This is a genomic window from Trichocoleus sp. FACHB-46, from assembly GCF_014695385.1.
Taxonomy (GTDB): domain Bacteria; phylum Cyanobacteriota; class Cyanobacteriia; order FACHB-46; family FACHB-46; genus Trichocoleus.
This window is the reverse complement of the sequence record NZ_JACJOD010000030.1, coordinates 226481-244871: the sequence shown is the minus strand read 5'-3', so window position 1 is coordinate 244871 and position 18391 is coordinate 226481. Positions and strand designations below refer to the sequence as shown.

General features: G+C 48.5%; 15 protein-coding genes. 7 read left to right on the top strand and 8 right to left on the bottom strand.

Going from position 1 to position 18391, the window contains the following annotated elements; translation table 11 throughout:
• Nucleotides 1-3 precede the first annotated feature (3 nt).
• The 3 genes from lptC to metG form a co-directional block, all read right to left on the bottom strand.
• Nucleotides 4-1173, bottom strand: a complete 1170-nt coding sequence (lptC, locus tag H6F72_RS17585) for an LPS export ABC transporter periplasmic protein LptC (protein WP_190438323.1) — start codon at nucleotides 1171-1173, stop codon at nucleotides 4-6.
• Between the two features lie 171 nt (nucleotides 1174-1344).
• Nucleotides 1345-1950 carry an NYN domain-containing protein gene (locus H6F72_RS17580; protein WP_190438321.1) on the bottom strand — a complete coding sequence of 202 codons (606 nt, stop codon included), beginning with the start codon at nucleotides 1948-1950 and terminating at the stop codon, nucleotides 1345-1347.
• A gap of 103 nt (nucleotides 1951-2053) precedes the next feature.
• Entirely contained in the window at nucleotides 2054-3655 is a 1602-nt protein-coding gene (metG, locus tag H6F72_RS17575; protein ID WP_190438318.1) for a methionine--tRNA ligase, read from the bottom strand.
• Nucleotides 3656-4088: 433 nt separating this feature from the next.
• Here metG and H6F72_RS17570 point away from each other — a divergent pair, with 433 nt between their 5' ends.
• The 3 genes from H6F72_RS17570 (at nucleotide 4089) to H6F72_RS17560 (ending at nucleotide 6809) form a co-directional block, all read left to right on the top strand.
• The gene (locus H6F72_RS17570; RefSeq protein WP_190438315.1) at nucleotides 4089-4811 is read left to right on the top strand and encodes a 1-acyl-sn-glycerol-3-phosphate acyltransferase; all 723 of its coding nucleotides are present in this window, start codon (nucleotides 4089-4091) and stop codon (nucleotides 4809-4811) included.
• A gap of 68 nt (nucleotides 4812-4879) precedes the next feature.
• Nucleotides 4880-5719, top strand: coding sequence for an alpha/beta fold hydrolase (locus H6F72_RS17565; protein ID WP_190438312.1), 840 nt, complete (start codon nucleotides 4880-4882; stop codon nucleotides 5717-5719).
• 781 nt (nucleotides 5720-6500) lie between these two features.
• Nucleotides 6501-6809, top strand: coding sequence for a DUF6679 family protein (locus H6F72_RS17560; protein WP_190438310.1), 309 nt, complete (start codon nucleotides 6501-6503; stop codon nucleotides 6807-6809).
• Nucleotides 6810-6936: 127 nt separating this feature from the next.
• Here H6F72_RS17560 and H6F72_RS17555 read toward each other — a convergent pair whose 3' ends face one another.
• Nucleotides 6937-8730 (bottom strand): MBL fold metallo-hydrolase, encoded by a 1794-nt coding sequence (locus H6F72_RS17555; RefSeq protein ID WP_370527524.1) that lies wholly within the window; start codon nucleotides 8728-8730, stop codon nucleotides 6937-6939.
• Between the two features lie 268 nt (nucleotides 8731-8998).
• Entirely contained in the window at nucleotides 8999-9121 is a 123-nt protein-coding gene (locus H6F72_RS30805) for a hypothetical protein (RefSeq protein ID WP_255527350.1), read from the bottom strand.
• A gap of 71 nt (nucleotides 9122-9192) precedes the next feature.
• On the opposite strand from H6F72_RS30805, the gene H6F72_RS17550 reads away from it, so the two are divergent.
• A complete protein-coding gene (locus H6F72_RS17550; protein ID WP_370527523.1) occupies nucleotides 9193-9885 on the top strand; it encodes a DNA-3-methyladenine glycosylase in 693 nt (230 codons plus the stop codon).
• A gap of 12 nt (nucleotides 9886-9897) precedes the next feature.
• Here the strand turns inward: H6F72_RS17550 and H6F72_RS17545 are convergent, their stop codons facing one another.
• On the bottom strand, nucleotides 9898-10539 hold the full coding sequence (locus H6F72_RS17545) for a hypothetical protein (RefSeq protein WP_199299139.1): 642 nt from the start codon (nucleotides 10537-10539) through the stop codon (nucleotides 9898-9900).
• 205 nt (nucleotides 10540-10744) lie between these two features.
• On the opposite strand from H6F72_RS17545, the gene mgtE reads away from it, so the two are divergent.
• Nucleotides 10745-12091, top strand: a complete 1347-nt coding sequence (gene mgtE / locus H6F72_RS17540) for a magnesium transporter (RefSeq protein WP_190438307.1) — start codon at nucleotides 10745-10747, stop codon at nucleotides 12089-12091.
• Nucleotides 12092-12188: 97 nt separating this feature from the next.
• Here the strand turns inward: mgtE and H6F72_RS30315 are convergent, their stop codons facing one another.
• On the bottom strand, nucleotides 12189-15725 hold the full coding sequence (locus H6F72_RS30315) for a PAS domain S-box protein (protein ID WP_242016996.1): 3537 nt from the start codon (nucleotides 15723-15725) through the stop codon (nucleotides 12189-12191).
• Between the two features lie 406 nt (nucleotides 15726-16131).
• On the opposite strand from H6F72_RS30315, the gene H6F72_RS17520 reads away from it, so the two are divergent.
• Complete coding sequence (locus tag H6F72_RS17520) at nucleotides 16132-17121, top strand: aspartate carbamoyltransferase catalytic subunit (RefSeq protein WP_190438303.1); 990 nt, start codon at nucleotides 16132-16134, stop codon at nucleotides 17119-17121.
• An 82-nt stretch (nucleotides 17122-17203) separates the two neighbouring features.
• Complete coding sequence (locus H6F72_RS17515; protein ID WP_370527522.1) at nucleotides 17204-17731, top strand: molybdenum cofactor biosynthesis protein MoaE; 528 nt, start codon at nucleotides 17204-17206, stop codon at nucleotides 17729-17731.
• Between the two features lie 58 nt (nucleotides 17732-17789).
• Here the strand turns inward: H6F72_RS17515 and H6F72_RS17510 are convergent, their stop codons facing one another.
• Complete coding sequence (locus H6F72_RS17510) at nucleotides 17790-18389, bottom strand: Uma2 family endonuclease (protein WP_242016995.1); 600 nt, start codon at nucleotides 18387-18389, stop codon at nucleotides 17790-17792.
• Nucleotides 18390-18391: the final 2 nt, after the last annotated feature.

The window sequence follows — 18391 nt, the reverse complement described above, 5'->3', positions numbered from 1 at the left end:
AGCTTAGGGAATAATTTCCGTCACTACTCGGCCACCACTCACCACAATATTCTGGTCTTGCAAAGTTCCTGAAGCTTTGGGGCCTTTGAGGTTAAAGGGTGGATTCGCTTGGCTATAAACCACGTTTCCTGTGGCTTCAATTTGCTGCGTCGGGATATACCAAGTGAGGTTGTCTGCTGCTAGTTGGGATTGGTTGCGCTGTCCGTTTCCTTTCACATTTCCCGTCAGGTAAAAAATTCGCGGCTCCAGATTACCACGTCCTTGATTGGCCGTGATAGCGACCAGTTGCTCCCGGTGCAACACATCAACTCGCTGGTCGGAAACTACTGTTTGGTCATTAAGGTTCCAAACCAAGGAATTGCTAGCAATTTCGAGTGGTGGATCAGCCACAGATAGTTTAGCGTTCTGTTTCAGCGTCGCGACTTTGTTTTTTAGCTGCACTTCAGCTTGGTCAGCTACGGCGCGATCGCTCACGACAGTCCCCACATAGCGATCGATTTGGACTGGCTTATCAACCACTACTAACTGCTTAGCAATTTCCCAGATCAAATGCTCGCTCTTAAAGCCCATAGCAGGATCTTTAGACATAGCTGCTACCTGACCAAAAAACTCCATCCGCCGCGCCCGACTGTATACTTTGGCTTCTTTGGCCGTAGCTTGGAATTGGGGATGAGTGCCCGTGATGTTATTACGAACTAGCAAAAGATCGATTTTGGGCTGCCATTCCAGCTCATTACCCTTGACGATCGCCCCACTTTGGATGTCAGTAGCGACAATTTGCCCTTTCAGCAGGATAGTTTGGCCGTCTTTTCGAACTTCGCCACTCTGAGCCTGAATTTTGTAGACCGCTTTGCCATCCTGAAACAACTCACCCGCAGGGCTTTGAACGTTAGCAATTTTTTGGTCTTTACTGTAGCGTGCTTGCTTGGCTTTGACTTTCCACAGCAACTGACCTTTTTCGTCTACCTGCTCTAGGGTGACATCATTAAACGTCAAGTTGTTATCAAAATTCTGCACCGCAGAACTATCTTGAGCCAGCTTATCAACCGTTTGGCTTTTCTTGGGTCCCCCACAAGCACTGAGACCCACCAGCAAGATCAACCACACAAGCTGCGAGGAGTAAATTGGGTGTCGGTGCAAGCTAGAGGGTCTCAAGCGAGGCAGCAGTGACATCAGCATTCTCAAAGTGTTCAATACCAGAATTGACTATACAGTAGGCTTCTGGTTCCACTCTAGACGCTGATGCCCTTTTCTCGCGATCGCCTTTTAACAGCAGTAAAACGATTGCCTCATCCAAGATGGCCGTTTCTCAGCCATTAACGCCGCGCCGAGTTGGCAGTTTCCCTACCGCTCCTCTGGCTCTTCAACGATGCTAATACCGGAGAGAGGCCGATAGGTATAGCTTTGTCGCGGTGTTTTTTGAATATCTTCTTTAATGTTGTCCAGATCAATATAGCGATCTGACACATTGATTAAGCTATCACTGGTCATGGAGCGAAGGCTGACCACTTCAACCCGCACACCTCGGTAACTAACGGCATTAACCGCATAGGCTAAGTCACCATCGCCACTCACTAAAACCGCCGTATCGTAGGAATCGACCAAGGCCATCATATCTACAGCAATTTCTACATCCAAATTGGCTTTTTTAGAGCCATCTGGCAGCTGCACCAAATCCTTAGAGATCACTCGGTAGCCATTGCGACGCATCCACAACAAAAAGCCTTGCTGTTTTTCGTTGGTGCGATCGACTCCTGTATAGAAAAATGACCGTAATAAGCGAGAACCCGCCGTCAGACGACAAAGCAGTTTGGTGTAATCAATTTCAATCCCTAACTGCAACGCGGCATAAAACAGATTAGAGCCATCAATAAAAATGGCCACTCGACCCCGATTCTCTAGAACTTGTTCTGGGGTGAATACAGTATTGCTTTCTAAATTGTTCAACATTGTTGTTATACCTCTTTTTTATTATGAAAAAAATTGATGTTTCATTAGTTTACCTATTGATGACCGTAGCACTGTTTGCTAACACTGTCTGCTTAGACTGACCTTAGATCACTGCTTCCGGAGCCTCTAAGCGTTGAAACACAGGTTTAGCGTCACCTAAGGATTGGTTACCAGGTAGTATTCCCCAGGTAGCATGGGTCACAAACGGCAGCGAAACATCAATTAAACTTCGATCATTAAAATCTACAGCAAACCCGAGCTGCTGGTAGATGGCACCACTGACATTCGGAATAATTGGAGACAAGAGATAAGCGGCAAGCCTGACCGATTCTAGAACTGAGTAGAGGACTTGCTCGACTGCTTGTTGTTCTCCTCGCTTATAGAGACTCCAGGGAGCTTGTTCATCAATAAATTTGTTGCCCATTCTCACTAGGGCCAGAATGGCTTCACAGGCTTCACTGAAGGCTAGGGCTTGGTAAGATTGGGACGTGCGATCGCCTAGAGTTACGCCAATTGCCTTCAACGGATGATCAGCAGCAACCTCTGCGCCCACGACAGCGGGAACCTTGCCATCACAGTACTTATAGACCATCTTCAAGGTCCGATTTAGCAAGTTGCCTAAGTCGTTGGCTAAGTCAGCATTCAAAATATTGATGAAACGAGTTTCATTGAAGTCGCCATCTCGGCCAAACTCGATTTCCTTGAGGAAATAGTAACGCACTGCGTCTGAGCCATACCGATTAACCAAGGCCACTGGGTCGATCGTGTTGCCCAAGCTTTTGCCCATTTTTTGACCGTCTTTAGTCAAAAAGCCATGACCAAACAAGCGCCTTGGTAAGGGCACCTCGGCTGACATCAACATGGCAGGCCAATAAACCGCATGAAAGCGTAAGATATCCTTGCCAATCAAATGCAAATTGATCGGCCACCAATGGGCTAAGGCATTTTCTAGGGTGGGTTCGTTGTCCGGGTCCAGCAAAGCCGTTACATAACCTAATAAGGCATCAAACCACACATACAGGGTATGACCAGGATCGTTGGGTACCGGGAATCCCCAGTCTAAATTGACGCGAGAAATCGAAAAATCCTTTAGCCCTTGGCTCACGAAACTGAGCACTTCGTTACGGCGAATTTCTGGTTGAATAAAATCTGGTTGCTGTTGGTAAAGCTCTTCTAGTTTTGTTTGATAGTTCGATAGCCGAAAAAAGTAATTTTGCTCGTCACGCCATTCTGTTTCGCGTTGGTGAATGGAACAACGATGACCTTCTAATAAATCTCGCTCTTCTTTGAATTCTTCGCAAGAAACACAGTACCAACCTTTCTGTTGGCCTAAATAGATGTCGCCGCGCTCCCACACCCGTTGGAAAAACTCTTTGACAATGGCTGCGTGACGTGGGTCAGTGGTACGAATAAAGCGATCGCACTGGACATTGAGTTGCTGCCAGAGCTGAGAGAACCCAGCTGAAACTTCATCACAATGTGCTTGCGGCGATCGCCCTAGCGCTTCAGCCGTACGCTGGATTTTCTGCCCATGTTCATCAGTACCTGTAATTAGTAAAACTGATTTACCTTGCAATCTTTGAAAGCGCGCAATTACATCTGCGGCGATCGTGGTGTAAGCGCTGCCAATATGCGGTAAATCATTTACATAATAAAGAGGTGTTGTAAGAGCAAATTTTTCTTTATTCGTATCGATAGAAATCATGGAAGAGAAAAATACAATACACTAAAGCCGTTTTTAATCATACATGAGCACCTGCAAATAAGTCCTTTATTTGCTCTTTGATCGTAGGCTAATTAGCTTTAATTAATAAGTCTAGAATCAAACAAAAATATAATTAAGGTGACAAAACTGAAGTTACTTACTATCTTAACCGTAAACTTTACTTAAAATAGGTTACAGAACCTTAAATCAATCGAAACAAAGCAACTATACCTTGTCACTTTACGCGACAAGGAGTTCTAGCTCGTAAGCGGATTAAGTTTTCAGTCTGCCTCGTTGGATAGAAGCAGCAGGACTAGCCGCAACTCTTTACTTAGCTAGACTCGTTAGTTTCTACTCTAAGACATGTGTCAAGCCGAGTAAAGCAATGTTAACACTGTCATTAAGTTAAGGATTGAGGCGTTTATTTTCTCCGATGTCTTCAGATAGCCCACTGCAAATTTCTCGCTGGCTGCTAACTGCCTTAGGAACTCGCATGTTTCTCTACCATGAGAATTTGGTTCCTCGGAATAGCGCTGTTTTGGTAGTGAGCAACCACCGCAGTTTTATGGATGCTCCGATCCTGATGGCCGCAGTTAATCGCCCCATTCGGTTTGCCTGCCATCACTATATGGACCAAGTGCCAGTGATGCGGGAGATCGTCAAACTATTAGGCTGTTTTCCTTTAGATTCGCTGGAACATCGACAACAGAGTTTCTTCCGGCAGGCTAGTCAACTACTCCAGTCCCCTCAAATGATTGGTGTGTTTCCTGAAGGAGGAGAGCCTATGGTGCAAGCGACTCATCCTCAAAAAACTGGAGAGTTCCATCGAGGCTTTGCTCACCTGGCTTTGCGGGCTCCGATTCAGAATTTGGCCGTGTTGCCTGTCGCGATCGCCTCCTGCGAGGAAAGCAATGGTGCCGGGGTCCCGCTGAAATTATTAAGCCTAATCGATCCGTCAGAGCCTTTATTTGACCAAAATGGTTGGCATCCTTTGGTAATCTACCATCGGGTCAATGTGTTCATTGGTCGGCCACACTGGGTCAAAACCTCTGAACGCCAACATTACCGAGGCAAGGATGCCAAAACAGTTGTCGCTGACTTAACCAACTACTGTCACGCCGAAATTGACCAGTTACTTGCTCAAGGCTGCTATTAGAGCCGCCTACCTGAGGCTGCTGCTTAACGCTCCAGCTGGAATTTACTAATTCTCACCTCCCTCAGAAAATGCAGGAAGTCAAGAGCCAAATCTGTTTTCTCACGCCCAGACGGCTGAATCCTCACCATTCCCTGTTTGTGTTCCTACCGGGTATGGATGGGACTGGGCAACTTTTGCGATCGCAGACTTCAGGGCTAGAAACCAGCTTTGATATCCGCTGCTTAGCCATTCCTCCCGATGATCTAACTAACTGGGATGTCTTAGCCACCAAAGTCATCAATTTGATTCAAGAAGAAATTGCCAAACAGGAGCAACCACGGGCGGTCTACCTCTGCGGTGAGTCCTTCGGTGGCTGTCTAGCGCTTCGAGTTGCCACTCAAGCTCCTCACCTTTTTGATCGGCTCGTGCTCGTCAATCCAGCTTCGTCCTTTAAACGGCGGCCTTGGATTCAGTGGGGTTCATCTTTGACTCGTTGGTTGCCAGAAACTTGGTACCAAATCTCATCGGTAGGATTGCTGCCGTTTCTAGCATCCTTTGGGCGCATACTACCGGAAGATCGCCAAGCGCTGCTCACAGCGGTGCAGTCAGTCCCGCAAAAAACTTCCATCTGGCGTCTCTCTCTGCTCAATGAGTTTGACATTGCCGATGACCAACTGCGTTGTCTCACACAACCTGTTTTACTCTTAGCCAGTGCCGCCGATCGCCTGCTACCTTCCTTAGCCGAGGCAGAGCGCTTAGCAGCAGTTTTGCCAAACGTCACAACGGTGGTTCTGCCCGATAGTGGTCACGCCTGCCTCTTAGAAGCAAATGTCAATCTTTACGAGATTATGCGTCAGCATAATTTTTTGATGTATCAAGATGACCTGACTTTATCAGCCTCTATTTCAGGTTTGGGTGTGCAGTCCTAACTTTTAAGCTAAAAATCTGGATCTGCTTGGCAGTAGACTGAAGTTCATATTATGCGAGGATTGAGGCAGGTTAGTCTGCTACTACCTCAACTAGGGTGTATTGCTAGACTTCAAAGCGCAAGCTCAAGTGTCGGTCATGGCGATCGCATCAACCTCTTAAAGCTTGGTGTGGCTCTCGAATTCACCTCATTCCTGAAGGGAGAAAATATTCATGAAACCAATTCACTTTTCGCCTAAAGTGCAATTTTTTGGTAAATCCCTTCTGGAAACCGCAAACTCTGCTCAACAGTCGCTAGAATGATGGAAACTCAGTGCTCCAGATCACTGGCCAAGTTGCTGGTAAGAAGTTACGTTTGCCCCTCAGCAGCATTGACGGTTGAAACCATAATGTCTTTCAGCAGCTCCTCCACACCTCCCGGCAAACGGCTTCATTTGCGCTCTCGCTGAATTATTCCTTAACAACCTTGGATAATGACTGTAACAGGTACCATCCATCTCCAAGAACGTTTCCAAACTACTCTCTTCCATTTGAATCAGGCTCAACTTGCTAAATTTTCAAATCACATCAATCAAGGGCTACCTGCTATTAACTGCACCTTACAGGCAGGCAGGCAATAACTCAGCAATGCTCACTTCCAATTACCCATTGGACGCTTTCAAAGTCAGCCAGAACCGCTGTTAGGTTTGGGTGTTTCACGTTGAAGGCGACAGCATTGATTCGGGTAAAGCTACGGCAATTGATTAAGTATTCGAAGAGTTAGGTGCTCAGGAGAAACCAAACATGCTACACCGCAAGATCTATCAGCTCTGTTCAGATGGTCGCGAAGTCTGGATCTTCTTGCGGGACCAGCAGCGCTGGATTGAACGCGCACGCATTCTTGACATTGAGGGAGATTTAGTTACGCTTCGCTACGAAACTGAAGAAGAGGATGAAATGTGCTCCTGGGAGGAGATGGTGCGGCTAGAAAGCATCGGTGCTGTGACCCAGAAGCTAGCCACAGTCCCCAGAGGCGATGTTGAACCTTTAGTTTCCGATGACTGTCCTGAAGCAGAGCAAATTCGTAATCACCCTGATTCCAACCCAGACTAAGACCTAACCTGATGTAGGTTCCTTAGCAGGTTAAGACAGACTTTAAGGCAGGTTCCTCAGCCTGTCTTTTTGCTTTAAACGACTGCTAACCCTGTTTGTCAGCTTACCTGCTCATCTATACATTGCCTTAGTTAAGTTCTGGTTCGTCGTCACTGTTTGGCCCTTCTAGATCTCCTGTCAAGGTGTTGCTCAGAGGCGAGATGGAGCTAGGGGACTCAGGGTGAATGGGTTCAAAAACAGGGCAGTACCCTTCAGGGGCAACTTTGAAGTCGAACAGAGGCGAAGTTTGATTCCAACACCGCTGACCTCGGTAGTGCTGACAGTTGCCACAACAATCTAGCGTCACTGGAGCAGGGCGATCGCTACCTTGGGTCAGTAGCTCCCATTGAGGCAAACCACGTAGCACGAGTTCCTCCCCCTGCCAACGAGCTTCAATCAGACCCGTATCGGCAAAATTGTGCCATCGAGTATCCACCGTGATGGCATCAGGTAGCGTAATAGTGACTACAGTGCCTAGCTCGGTTAGCTCACCCTCGTAACTGGTTTCAGGTGCGGCAGGTTGCAAAAACGTTTCGCCGACTGGTAACTCGACTACCGTACCCGATGCGGGGGAATGCAGGTGATAGCGGTTATGCAGCTCATCCAGACTAGTCAGATCAGACAAGTAGGTAGGAGAACTGTGTACAAACACTACATGCTGAGGCCGTAAATTGTGAATCAGTTGGGTAGTGCCTGGTCCATCGCAGTGGTCAGCGAGCAGGTAGGTTTCTACGGCTAGGCGACCCGCTCGGATCTCGGCTTGCAGCTTCTTCTCAACGGTCCTCGACTGCGACAATACCAATTGACGATGACGCTGCGATCGCTCAGCTAAGGATGGCTCGTCCGAGGATGAGTGAATTGTGACTAACTGCTGGGGCAGCATTAGCAGCCAAGGCCCATTTCCAGGACGGCAGTACTGGCTCAAGTCGGCAGTTGCATCGGTGAGAATAATACAAGGAGGTTGTAAATCCCTGGTTCTCAACTCCTCAGCGGTGCCGATAGGGTCGGCGTGCAGCCGTCTTACTCGTGGACGAACTCGCTCATCCCAAAACAAAGGTTGATGTTGAGCAAAATTCTGCACTGTCGTAGGTAGATGGGGCAGCAATTGAATATAAGCATCACAAGCAGCTGCCACAGTGCCACTAACCCAGATATTGAGGTCACGCCCCGTGAAGTGGTGATGGCTCCGCAGCAACATTAATAACTCTTGCCCTAAACCTAAAGTAGGCGTAGGCAGCAAGACAGAATAGCCCTCTGTAATAGCTTGGCTGACTCGTTCGGCTAATTGATTTTCTTGCTGACGGCGACGTGGATGCCGCGAAGTTCCATAACTGCCTTCGACAATCAACACGTCAGGCCGCAACCCCCGTAACTCTTCCAGTGGAAACCCCTCAACCAAGCGAGAATTAGAGAGGAAGCAGTCTCCTGTGTAAAAAACCGTGTAGGTACGCTGCGGTGTGGTGTAGGTGAGTAAGAATGCTGCGGCCCCTGGAAGATGACCTGCGGGCCATAACTCAGCCGTCAACCCTTCTTGAAACTCAATCGGCGATCGCCACGGCAAGGCTTGGCAGAAAGGCGGAATCTGAGCTGGATCTAGCTCTGGCCAGTTAAAAGGCAACAATTCGGTGGTAACTTCGCTAGCATAGATAGGAAGTTGTGGAAACGCCTGGTGCAGCGCCAAGAGACCTCTGGCATGGTCTAGGTGGGCATGTGTGCATAAAACCAAATCGGCAGGCAGCGAGCGAGCGGCATCTACGACCAGAGGCGAAACATCTTGCAGACCGCAATCTAACAAAATCCGATAAGGTCCCATCCGTACTAGTAAGCAGATGCCTTCACCTGCTTGACCAGCACCATAGGGCAAACATTCCAGCTCAACCACGTCCGTATTACATCTCCGCAGAACCCAAAATCAGAGAAGTGTGCCGGATTTTCCGAGGGCAACCACTATCTCTTTAGCCACGAAAAATCAGCATAGTTGCGAATGTAGGCTAGATATAGCAAAACTTGGGTTTTAACTAGGGAGCGCTAAAAACCCAAATTCTGATATTTCTACTCTCAGCTTAGGGCAGCACACTCTGCCCTTACCTTGATGCTATCTCGTGCCAGTAAAATGTGAATTAAATCAACTCTATAGCACTTAGCCGCTATTAGTGAGCGGAACCATTTCCGTGGTAATCGTCTGAATCGTAAAAGCCGTTTTGGGTGCCAAAGAATAGGCAGGAAATGGTAAATACAACGGTGAGAACGGCCAAAATTAATTTAACGTCCATATTTATAAACTAGGTAAACAGCAATATCAGGCTTAAATTCAGTAACTTATGGAATGTGAAGTAGGAATTCAGTGACCAAACTTGACGGCATTGTAGAACAAACCAATCAAGATCTTAGCGATCGCAACATTTTTGACACAATCTCCCCGAGTTCGATTTCCACTGCCCAGTTTATTCAGCCCGCTTGGCTGGCTCGTCCTTCTACAGAGGTAGCCCCCGATCTCTTAGGCTGCACCTTGGTTAGACAAACTGCGGATGGTACCGTGTTGCGTGGCTTGATTGTAGAAACAGAGGCCTATGCACCCGGAGATCCTGCTTGCCATGCCTACCGACGGCAGACCACTCGGAATTCTGTGATGTTTGGTCCCGCAGGGCTGAGCTATGTTTATCTGATTTACGGCATGTATCACTGTCTGAATGTGGTCACTGATCTTGATGGCATCCCTAGTGCTGTCTTGATTCGGGCTTTGCAGTTGGATGCTATGCCTCCGGGAACCGACCCCCTCAAAGAACGCAAACTAGACCGAGTAGCCGCCGGACCCGGAAAACTTTGCCGTGCCTTCCAAATTGACTTAAGTTTGACGGCTTTGCCATTCGCCCTAGGCCAACCCCTCTGGCTGGAGCATCGTCAACCCAACTGGCAAGAGGATTTCGAGCAAGGGGCGATCGCGTTGGTACAAACCACCCGGATTGGTTTAACTCAAGGGATTGATCTTCCTTGGCGCTGGTATGTCAAACAGTGTCCTGCGGTTTCTAAGCCCTAGAGTTTGCGCCTTCTAAAGCACCACTTCTTCTCCTTGCTCTGTAAAACGAACAGACTCAATTTTCCATTGCGGATTGGTAGTCAAGGTTTTATTTACTGCCCCCAGCAAAGCTAATTGCTCACAGCTAGAGAGCGACTCTAGTTGCCGTTTCGAGCTTGGGCTGACGCGCAGATCCACGGTGGCAACCCGACTGTCTGGATCAACGCTGACCCGGTAGCCTGTCAAACTAAAATCAGCGGTATCCCATTGCGCTAGGGTTTTACTAACTGCTGCCTCCATCGATTTCTGAGCTGACACCGTTACTTTTTGCGGCACCAAGTTTTGGCATTGACCATCCACCTTGTAGATCGTCACGGGGACTGTATTTTGAGTCTGAGCCGTTGTGGTTGCCGCCACGGTTTTAGCGGGTGCCTTTAGCGGTTGGCTGCGAGCGGCTAGAGATGGAGTTGCTGAGGAAGGGCTAATTGTGGGGGTTGGCGTTGCCTTTGGAACGGAGGCGGCTGGTTGAATGGTTGAGTTCGCTGAGGTTGAGTTGGGCGGAGATGAGCGGGTGCGATCGCCTTCTTCGCTGGGAGGCGTATCACAACTGCTGATGCCTAAACACAAACTACCAGCCAGCAAAATTATTAAAGATACTTTATAAAATTTCATCATCTTCTTACCTGTGATTCCATAAACTTCAACCGGACTCTACCGCCAGAAGCAGGAGAGGGTTAGCATAGAACGTAGCGATACCTGGTTTGGGTGTCGATGTTGAGTTTTATTGATTCCATGGACTCTAGTCCATTCCCTGGTAGTAGATATCTCCTCTAGCCTGGTGGCGTAAGTCTCCCAGCGCGGGGGAGACGTAGGAGGTTGTATGCTAACTCAGGAAAACCGTGCCTTGCTGTCCGATATTGCGGACTTAAACCAGCTCAAGTCTGAGCTGAATCAATTACCTGCTGTGGATGTGGGGGACTACATTGTTGAACTCCCGCCAGAGCGGCGAGCGATCGCGTTTCGGTTGCTGAGGAAAGATCAAGCCACCGATGTTTTTGAATATCTCCCCTCTGAAGTGCAGGAAGAATTGATTAATTCCATGCACGGTACCCAGGTCTGTCAGATCGTTGAGTCGATGCGACCCGACGATCGAGCCGAGTTATTTGACGAGTTGCCTGCTGGCGTGGTCAAGCGGCTCTTGCAACAGCTCAGCCCTACGGAACGCCAAGCAACAGCGACAATTCTAGGCTATCCCGAAGGCACTGCTGGACGGGTGATGACCACCGAGTATGTGCGGTTACGCCAAGGATTAACCGTCGAAGAAGCCATTCGCAAAATCCGCCTGACTGACCAAGACAAAGAAACGATTTACTACGCTTATGTGACTGACAACAACCGCAAACTGGTGCAGGTTGTGTCACTGCGCCAACTTCTCTTTTCACTGCCCAATGTCCTAATTCAGGATATTGCTAGCGATCGCGTCCTCAAAGCTCGCACCGAAATGCCTCAAGAAGAAGTGGCGCAGTTGATGAAGCGCTATGACCTGCTGGCTGTGCCTGTAGTCGATCGAGAAGACCGCTTAGTAGGCATTGTCACAATTGACGATGTGGTCGATATTTTGGAAGAAGAAGCCACAGAAGATATTCAAAAGCTGGCAGGGGTAAGTGGTGGAGACGAAGCAGCTTTGTCGGCTCCCCATGTCACAATTCGCAAGCGCTTGCCTTGGTTAATGGGCAACATTGTGCTTTACGTAGGTGCAGCCAGTGCGATCGCTCCTTTCCAAAAGACGATTGCTCTGGTGCCTGTTCTAGCTGTGATTATGCCAATTTTGTCTAACGCTAGCGGCAACGTAGCGATTCAAGCTTTATCGGTTACCGTTCGAGGTTTAGGGGTGGGTGAGGTCACACCAGATGACACATTGCAAATTCTACGCAAAGAAGTTTTAGCTGGCTTGGGCACTGCTGTAGGCTTAGGTCTATCCCTCAGCCTCCTCTCCCTGATTTGGTCTCCCCCAGATGAACGCTGGGTGGCTTTGGTGGCAGGAACGGTAATGGCGATTAATGTCTTCATTGCTGCCAGCTTAGGAACAGTGCTGCCAATGGGCTTGAAACGGCTAAATCTAGATCCCGCCTTGATCAGTGGGCCACTGCTTACTACCCTGCTAGATGCAGTCGGCTTTCTCACCTTCCTGACCCTGATTTCCATCGCTCTACAAGTTTTCAAGTAAAGCTGGATACGCAAAGCTCTTAAAGTTTTGAAGCAGGAGAATCACGAGAATCGTCCTGATGGTCTGCCGATGTAGCTCTAGCTCCAGCTAAGGGAGTTTAGGTATGCAACAACTGATCGAGGGTTTGGAGTAGCTCTTTAGCAGTAAAGGGTTTGTTTAAAAAGGTTTTAACCCCAGCCTTGGCTGCCGCAACTAACTTATCGCTGGTTACCAAACCGCTCACCGCGATGGTTTTTAGCTGGGGGTTAATCTTCTGGAGAGTCCGGATGGTGGTGGGACCGTCCATAGAGGGCATCATCATGTCTACTAAAGCAGCGCTGAGGTCATCCTTGTGTTGAGCATAGAGAGCGATCGCCTCAATGCCGTCATTAGCCACCAATACTCGGTAACCAAACGCCTCTAGCGAAGTTTTGGTAATATCCCGAATTGCTGCTTCGTCATCCACCACCAAAATTTGCTCACCCCTGCCCCAAGGTAGGTCTGAGGCTTCAGCTATCGGTTGGGGTACCGTCGCTTCTGTGGCTGGCAAGAACACCTTAAAGTGAGTTTCTTGATTGAGTTTGCTAGAGACATGCACAAAGCCCCCATGACTCTTAATAATTCCCATCACCGTTGACAGCCCTAAACCTGTACCCTTGCCTAAGTCTTTGGTAGTAAAGAAGGGTTCAAAAATGCGATCGAGAATTTCTGGTGGAATTCCGGCTCCTGTATCCGATACCGTCACAACAATATAGGAGCCTGCTTGAGCATCAAGGTGCATCTGAGCATAATTTTCATCAATCAGCAAATTCTCAGCCGTGATGCTCAGCGTGCCTCCCTCATTCATGGCATCTCTAGCATTCACGCAGAGATTCATCAGTACTTGGTGGAGCTGAGTAGCATCTCCCGAAACTGGCCACAATTCCTGCGGAATATCTGTGTAGATCTCAATCGACTTGGGAAATGTCTCTTTGGCGATCTTGGCGATCTCTAGAATTAAATGCCTAATTTGGAGTAAAGTTCTTTCTCCTTCTAATCCCCGCGCAAAGGATAGAACTTGTCTAACTAAATCCGCTCCTCGTTTAGCATTCAACTCAACGGTGTTCAGTAAGCGTTGGCTTTGTTCATCTTTGATTTTGCGCTCTAACAATTGAGTAGACATCAAAATCGGAGCCAACACATTGTTCAAGTCATGAGCAATACCGCCTGCCAAGGTGCCGATACTCTCCATGCGCTGCGCTCGGAGAAACTGAGCCTCGATTTGCTTCTTCTGAGTGATATCGGTATTCACGACCAGAATCGATTTAGGCTGACTTTGCTCATCTCGCAATAAAGTCCAGCGGCTAGACACCACGACCTCGGGGCCATCGTGGGTAGCCTGGTGTAGCTCGCCATACCACTCCCCCTTCGCTAGAGTTTGCTGCCAAGCTGTTTCTAGCTGCAAGGAAGTCTCTTTAGCCAAGAACTGGTTGGCAGGTTGCCCTATCGCTTCTGCCGCTGTCCAACCGTACAGAGTCTCAGCACCTCGGTTCCAGACCAAAATTTCACTGTTGAGGTCTTGCACCCAAATGGCATCGGTTGCAACTTCTAGAAATGCTGCTTGTTCTCGGAGTTTGTGCTCGGCTTGTTTTCGGGCGGTGATGTCCTGGAAATAGACCGACAAACCATCTTGAGTCGGGTAGGCATGCACCTCAAACCATGCCCCTAGAGCGGGGCAGAGTCCCTCAAACTCAACACTCACTCCCCTCGTCATTGCTAGCTGATACTGCTGTTGAAAGGTTGAATCAACGGCTTCAGGAAACTCATCCCACAAGCGTTGCCCTAATAGTTGGTGTTGAGCCTTTTGCAATAAGCGTTCTGCGTGCGGGTTGATGTAAGTAAATCGCCACTCATGATCGACGGCGAAGAAGGCATCTGTAATGCTCTCTAAAATATTCGTCATTCGCTCACGCGCTACTTCTGCCTCTGCTCGCGCTGTCTGCTCGCGGGCCAAGAAGCAACGCCGCTCTTCTTCCGCTTGCTTACGTGGTGTTACATCCGTTTGAACCCCCACGAAGTAAAGCAGTTCTCCTAACTCCGAGAAAATGGGCGAGATGCGGAGTTCGCTCCAGAAGGGCTGTCCATCTTTGCGATAGTTCAACAAAGTAGTCTGCGCTTCTTTACCTGCTGCGATCGCCTGACGAATTTTTGCCACCTCTTGCAAGTCAGTCTCTGGACCTTGCAAAAACCGACAGTTCTGGCCTATCACTTCTTCGGGTTCATACCCCGTCATGCGACTGAAAGCAGAGTTGACATAAATGATCGGATTGTCTACTTGATGCGGGTCAGTAATCAGTACTCCATCAGTCACCGCCGCGATCGCCCTAGCTAAACGCAAATTTTCTACCGCTGCTTGGCGTAGAGCTTGTTCCTGCTGCTTATGAGCCACGATCGCCGCTTGCTGCTTTACCCAATTTTGTTGTTCTTGTTGCACCCGTTCTCGGTAGTGCTCAAAGAAATCTGCTAAGTTAGGCGCTTCTTCTAATAAAGCCTGAAAATGCCCCAAAACCCGCGCATCATTGGTATAAGCCACCTCAGGATGGGCCTCCATCCACATGTGGCAGGTTTTGACATAGGCGATAAAGGCAATTAAGTGCTGGTACATTTCCAGCCCTAACATCCGACGTAGCTCCTGCCGACAAAACTCTGCTTCCTCGGAATTGAGAAAAATAAAGATAGAGCAATACAGCAAACTTGTTTCTACAGCTCTGTCGCCTTCGGATAGAGCACTCAGCACTTCGGGATGAGCCGACAATAAGGTGAGGTGGTCGTCTACCTCTAGCTCCGTAGGAGGTGGCGCTTCCAACAAAGCTAGGACCTCCTGAGCTTCTACTCCCAAAGGACGCAAAGAGCAGCTATGGCAGATCATGCAGTAAGGAATCGCGCAATAACGAGAAAGATAGGCAGAGAGCTTTTCTTTGAATACTGGCGATAAAGGATTACCTAGATAAGCTAGCTGAGTCTGGTGCCATAGGTTTTCTAGGACTTGAGGATAGGTCTGAGCGGGACCAAAAAAGGGTGGTACAAAGCCTAGTTGCGTTTGAATATGAGTTTGAATGTCTTCACTGGTTCGCAACCCTAGAGATTCGCTTGCCTGCGGTAGTTGACTGGCTTGACTCAGGCTTAAGCGCTGACGTCTGAGTTCTAGCTGAGCTACTACTTGATGGCTCAGAACCCGCAGGGCTTCGAGCTGATCAACATTTATCTCTCTAGGAACATAATCAATGATACAAAGCGTTCCTAAGTTAAAGCCTTCAGGAGTCGTTAACGGCACCCCAGCGTAGAAGCGAATATAGGGTTCCGTAATCACTAAAAGATTTTGGGCAAAGCGGACATCTGACAAAGCGTTGGGGACGACCAAGATGTCATTTTGCAAAATTGCGTGAGCGCAAAATGCCAGATCTCGCGGAGTTTCGCTGATGGACAAACCAACCTTTGACTTAAACCACTGGCGATCGCGATCAATGAGACTAATGAGAGCAACTGGCGTACTGCAAATGCGGGCAGCTAAGCTAGTTAGTTCATCAAAAGTAGATTCAGATTCTGTATCCAAAATCTGATATTGCTGAAGAGACTGTAGTCTCTCTGTCTCATGATCTGGACAAGCAGCTTTCATGAATTTTTATGGTTCCTGAAGAAGTAGTGCTTTGCTAAAGCCGTGGGATTGGTTGTCTTGAGACAAGTCTCTAGATCTCGCCAACATATCTAGCGGACCTGTCTATCCAGCCTGGATCAATGAAGGCTAAACAAATGGCATGCCACCCATCGGTTTAAACCTGTAGCGACTCCGTACATACCCGTATATAGTGCCCATTTGAGGGGAGAGTTACCTTAGCTAGATGGCTGAATCTAATCCGCTAAAGCGCAATGGTCGAAGCTCGAAGCTTACAGGACCGATTTGGAAGGTTGTGCTCGTTGACTTTGAGTAACTTTAATTGGGGCTGATTTATCGGCTGATTGGTCTAATGGTTCCGTAAAAGTTTTAAAGTTGGAACCTGAGACTATCGGGCTAAATCACCAGCATGGCTACTACAGCTTGGACTCGCCGTCACGTCATTTCTTTGATTGATTTTTTTCCCGCAGAGTACGACACAGTCTTACAAACTGCTGCCAGTTTTCGAGAGGTTTTATCTCGGCGAACCAAGAAAGTTCCAACTCTTCAGGGGCAGGTAGTTGCTAACCTGTTTTTCGAGCCATCTACACGCACTCGGAGTAGTTTTGAGCTCGCGGCCAAACGTTTATCCGCTGATACTCTTAATTTTACTCCGGGAAATTCTTCTTTAACAAAAGGAGAAACGATTCTCGATACGGCCAAAACCTACTTGGCGATGGGTACTGATTTGATGGTGATTCGTCATCAGCAGGCAGGCGTACCCCAAGCGATCGCCGATGAGATGGACCGATTAGCCTCGCTAGTTGGGGTGCTAAATGCCGGAGATGGCCAACATGAGCATCCCTCCCAAGCTCTGCTCGATCTATTCACAATTTGTACCCTGCTTGATCCAGAACGACCCCGCTTAGATTTATTGGCTGACAAAAAAATCGCGATCGTCGGAGATATTTTGCATTCACGGGTGGCGCGATCGAACATCTGGAGCTTAACGGCCAGTGGCGCAGAAGTACATTTGGCTGGACCTCCGACGCTTCTGCCCCAACTGTTTGCTGACTGTGGCAAAGACCGAGCGGGCAAGCTATTTTTGCACTGGAATCTAGAGCCCGCTTTGCAAGATGCTGATTTTGTCATGACGCTACGGCTGCAAAAAGAACGCATGACCCAGCATTTGTTGCCTAGCTTGCGAGAGTACCATCAACAATTCGGCATTACTCGCGATCGCCTCAAGCTCTGCAAGCCAAATGTCAAAGTCCTTCATCCGGGCCCTGTGAACCGGGGGGTAGAAATTAGCTCCGACTTGATGGACGACCCAGAGTTCAGCTTAATTTCGCAACAAGTCACCAGTGGCGTAGCTGTCCGAATGGCTTTGTTGTACTTGATGGGCAGCGGCAAAGCTTAAGACGTTTGGATTGGAGAGAGCGGCGGAGAAATTCTGCAATCTCAATCCAAAATTTTCTCTGTTTCACGCAAAGATCCGCACAATGGAGGCAGGACGTTCTACAAAGCTGATGCCAATGGATGCTGCTACCACCCTAGCCATTTCTGCCCCCACTTCCCTAGACGAGCGAGACAGTTTTGCTATGGCGTTTGCACCGTTATCTCTAGACGAGGTGTATCGCTTAGCAGACGATGCTGCCAACGGAGCGATCGTGGTGATGAGTGGGATGGTGCGTAACCAAACCGATGGCAAACCTGTGGTTGCATTGGAATATCAAGCATATGAGCCAATGGCGATCGAGGTTTTTAAGCAAATTGCCACCCAGATTCGGCAGAAGTGGACAGACGTAACGCGGGTGGTGATTCATCACCGCACTGGGAAGCTAGGAATTGGAGAAATCAGCGTTCTTGTTGCTGTAGGCTGTCCGCACCGCACTGAGGCATTTGAGGCATGTCAGTACGCGATCGATACGCTGAAGCACAATGCCCCCATTTGGAAAAAAGAACATTGGGCTGATGGTTCTAGCAGTTGGGTGAGTATTGGCGCTTGTGAAGCTAAGGTAGCTACCTGAATGCCTGAAACCAAGTTCGTAGCGACTGAACTGCTGTAGCGATCGCCTCTCACTTAACTCACTGACCTGCCGTAAACAGTTGAGATACTGTTAAATTTAGTTCTTCAAGCTGGGGCGATCGCATCTGATCCTCACCCTGGAGCGTGGAAATTTCTGTATAGACATCACCACTTAGTTCTAAAACCAGCACTGTTTGTAGTTGCGGGTCTACGATCCAGTATTCTGGGATGCCCCGATCTTGGTATTGCATCCGTTTGGCAATATAGTCGCGATCGCGCTGCAACTCTCCGGGGCTGACAATTTCAACCACAAGCAAGGGAGGAGCCATATCAAACCGTAAGGTATTGCGTCGTCTCAACTGCTCAACATGCTCCTCTCCGATCACTGTCAAATCGGGGTAGCGGTTTCTCGGCTCGCCTCGGACTTCGAGTTCCAGCCCGTGAGGTCTCACTCTGGCATGACCTACGATCGTTGCCAACTTTAACAGTAAAAAGATTGCGATCGCTACATTTTCTCCTGATTCGGGTGGCACCTCGATTAGTTCTCCATTGAACAGTTCATACAGCTTTTCTGTGCCATCGTCGTAGGCTAGGTACTCTTCAAAGCTCTCAAATCTGGGTTTAGTTGAGATCATGATGTTGAGCGAAGGCGATCGCATCT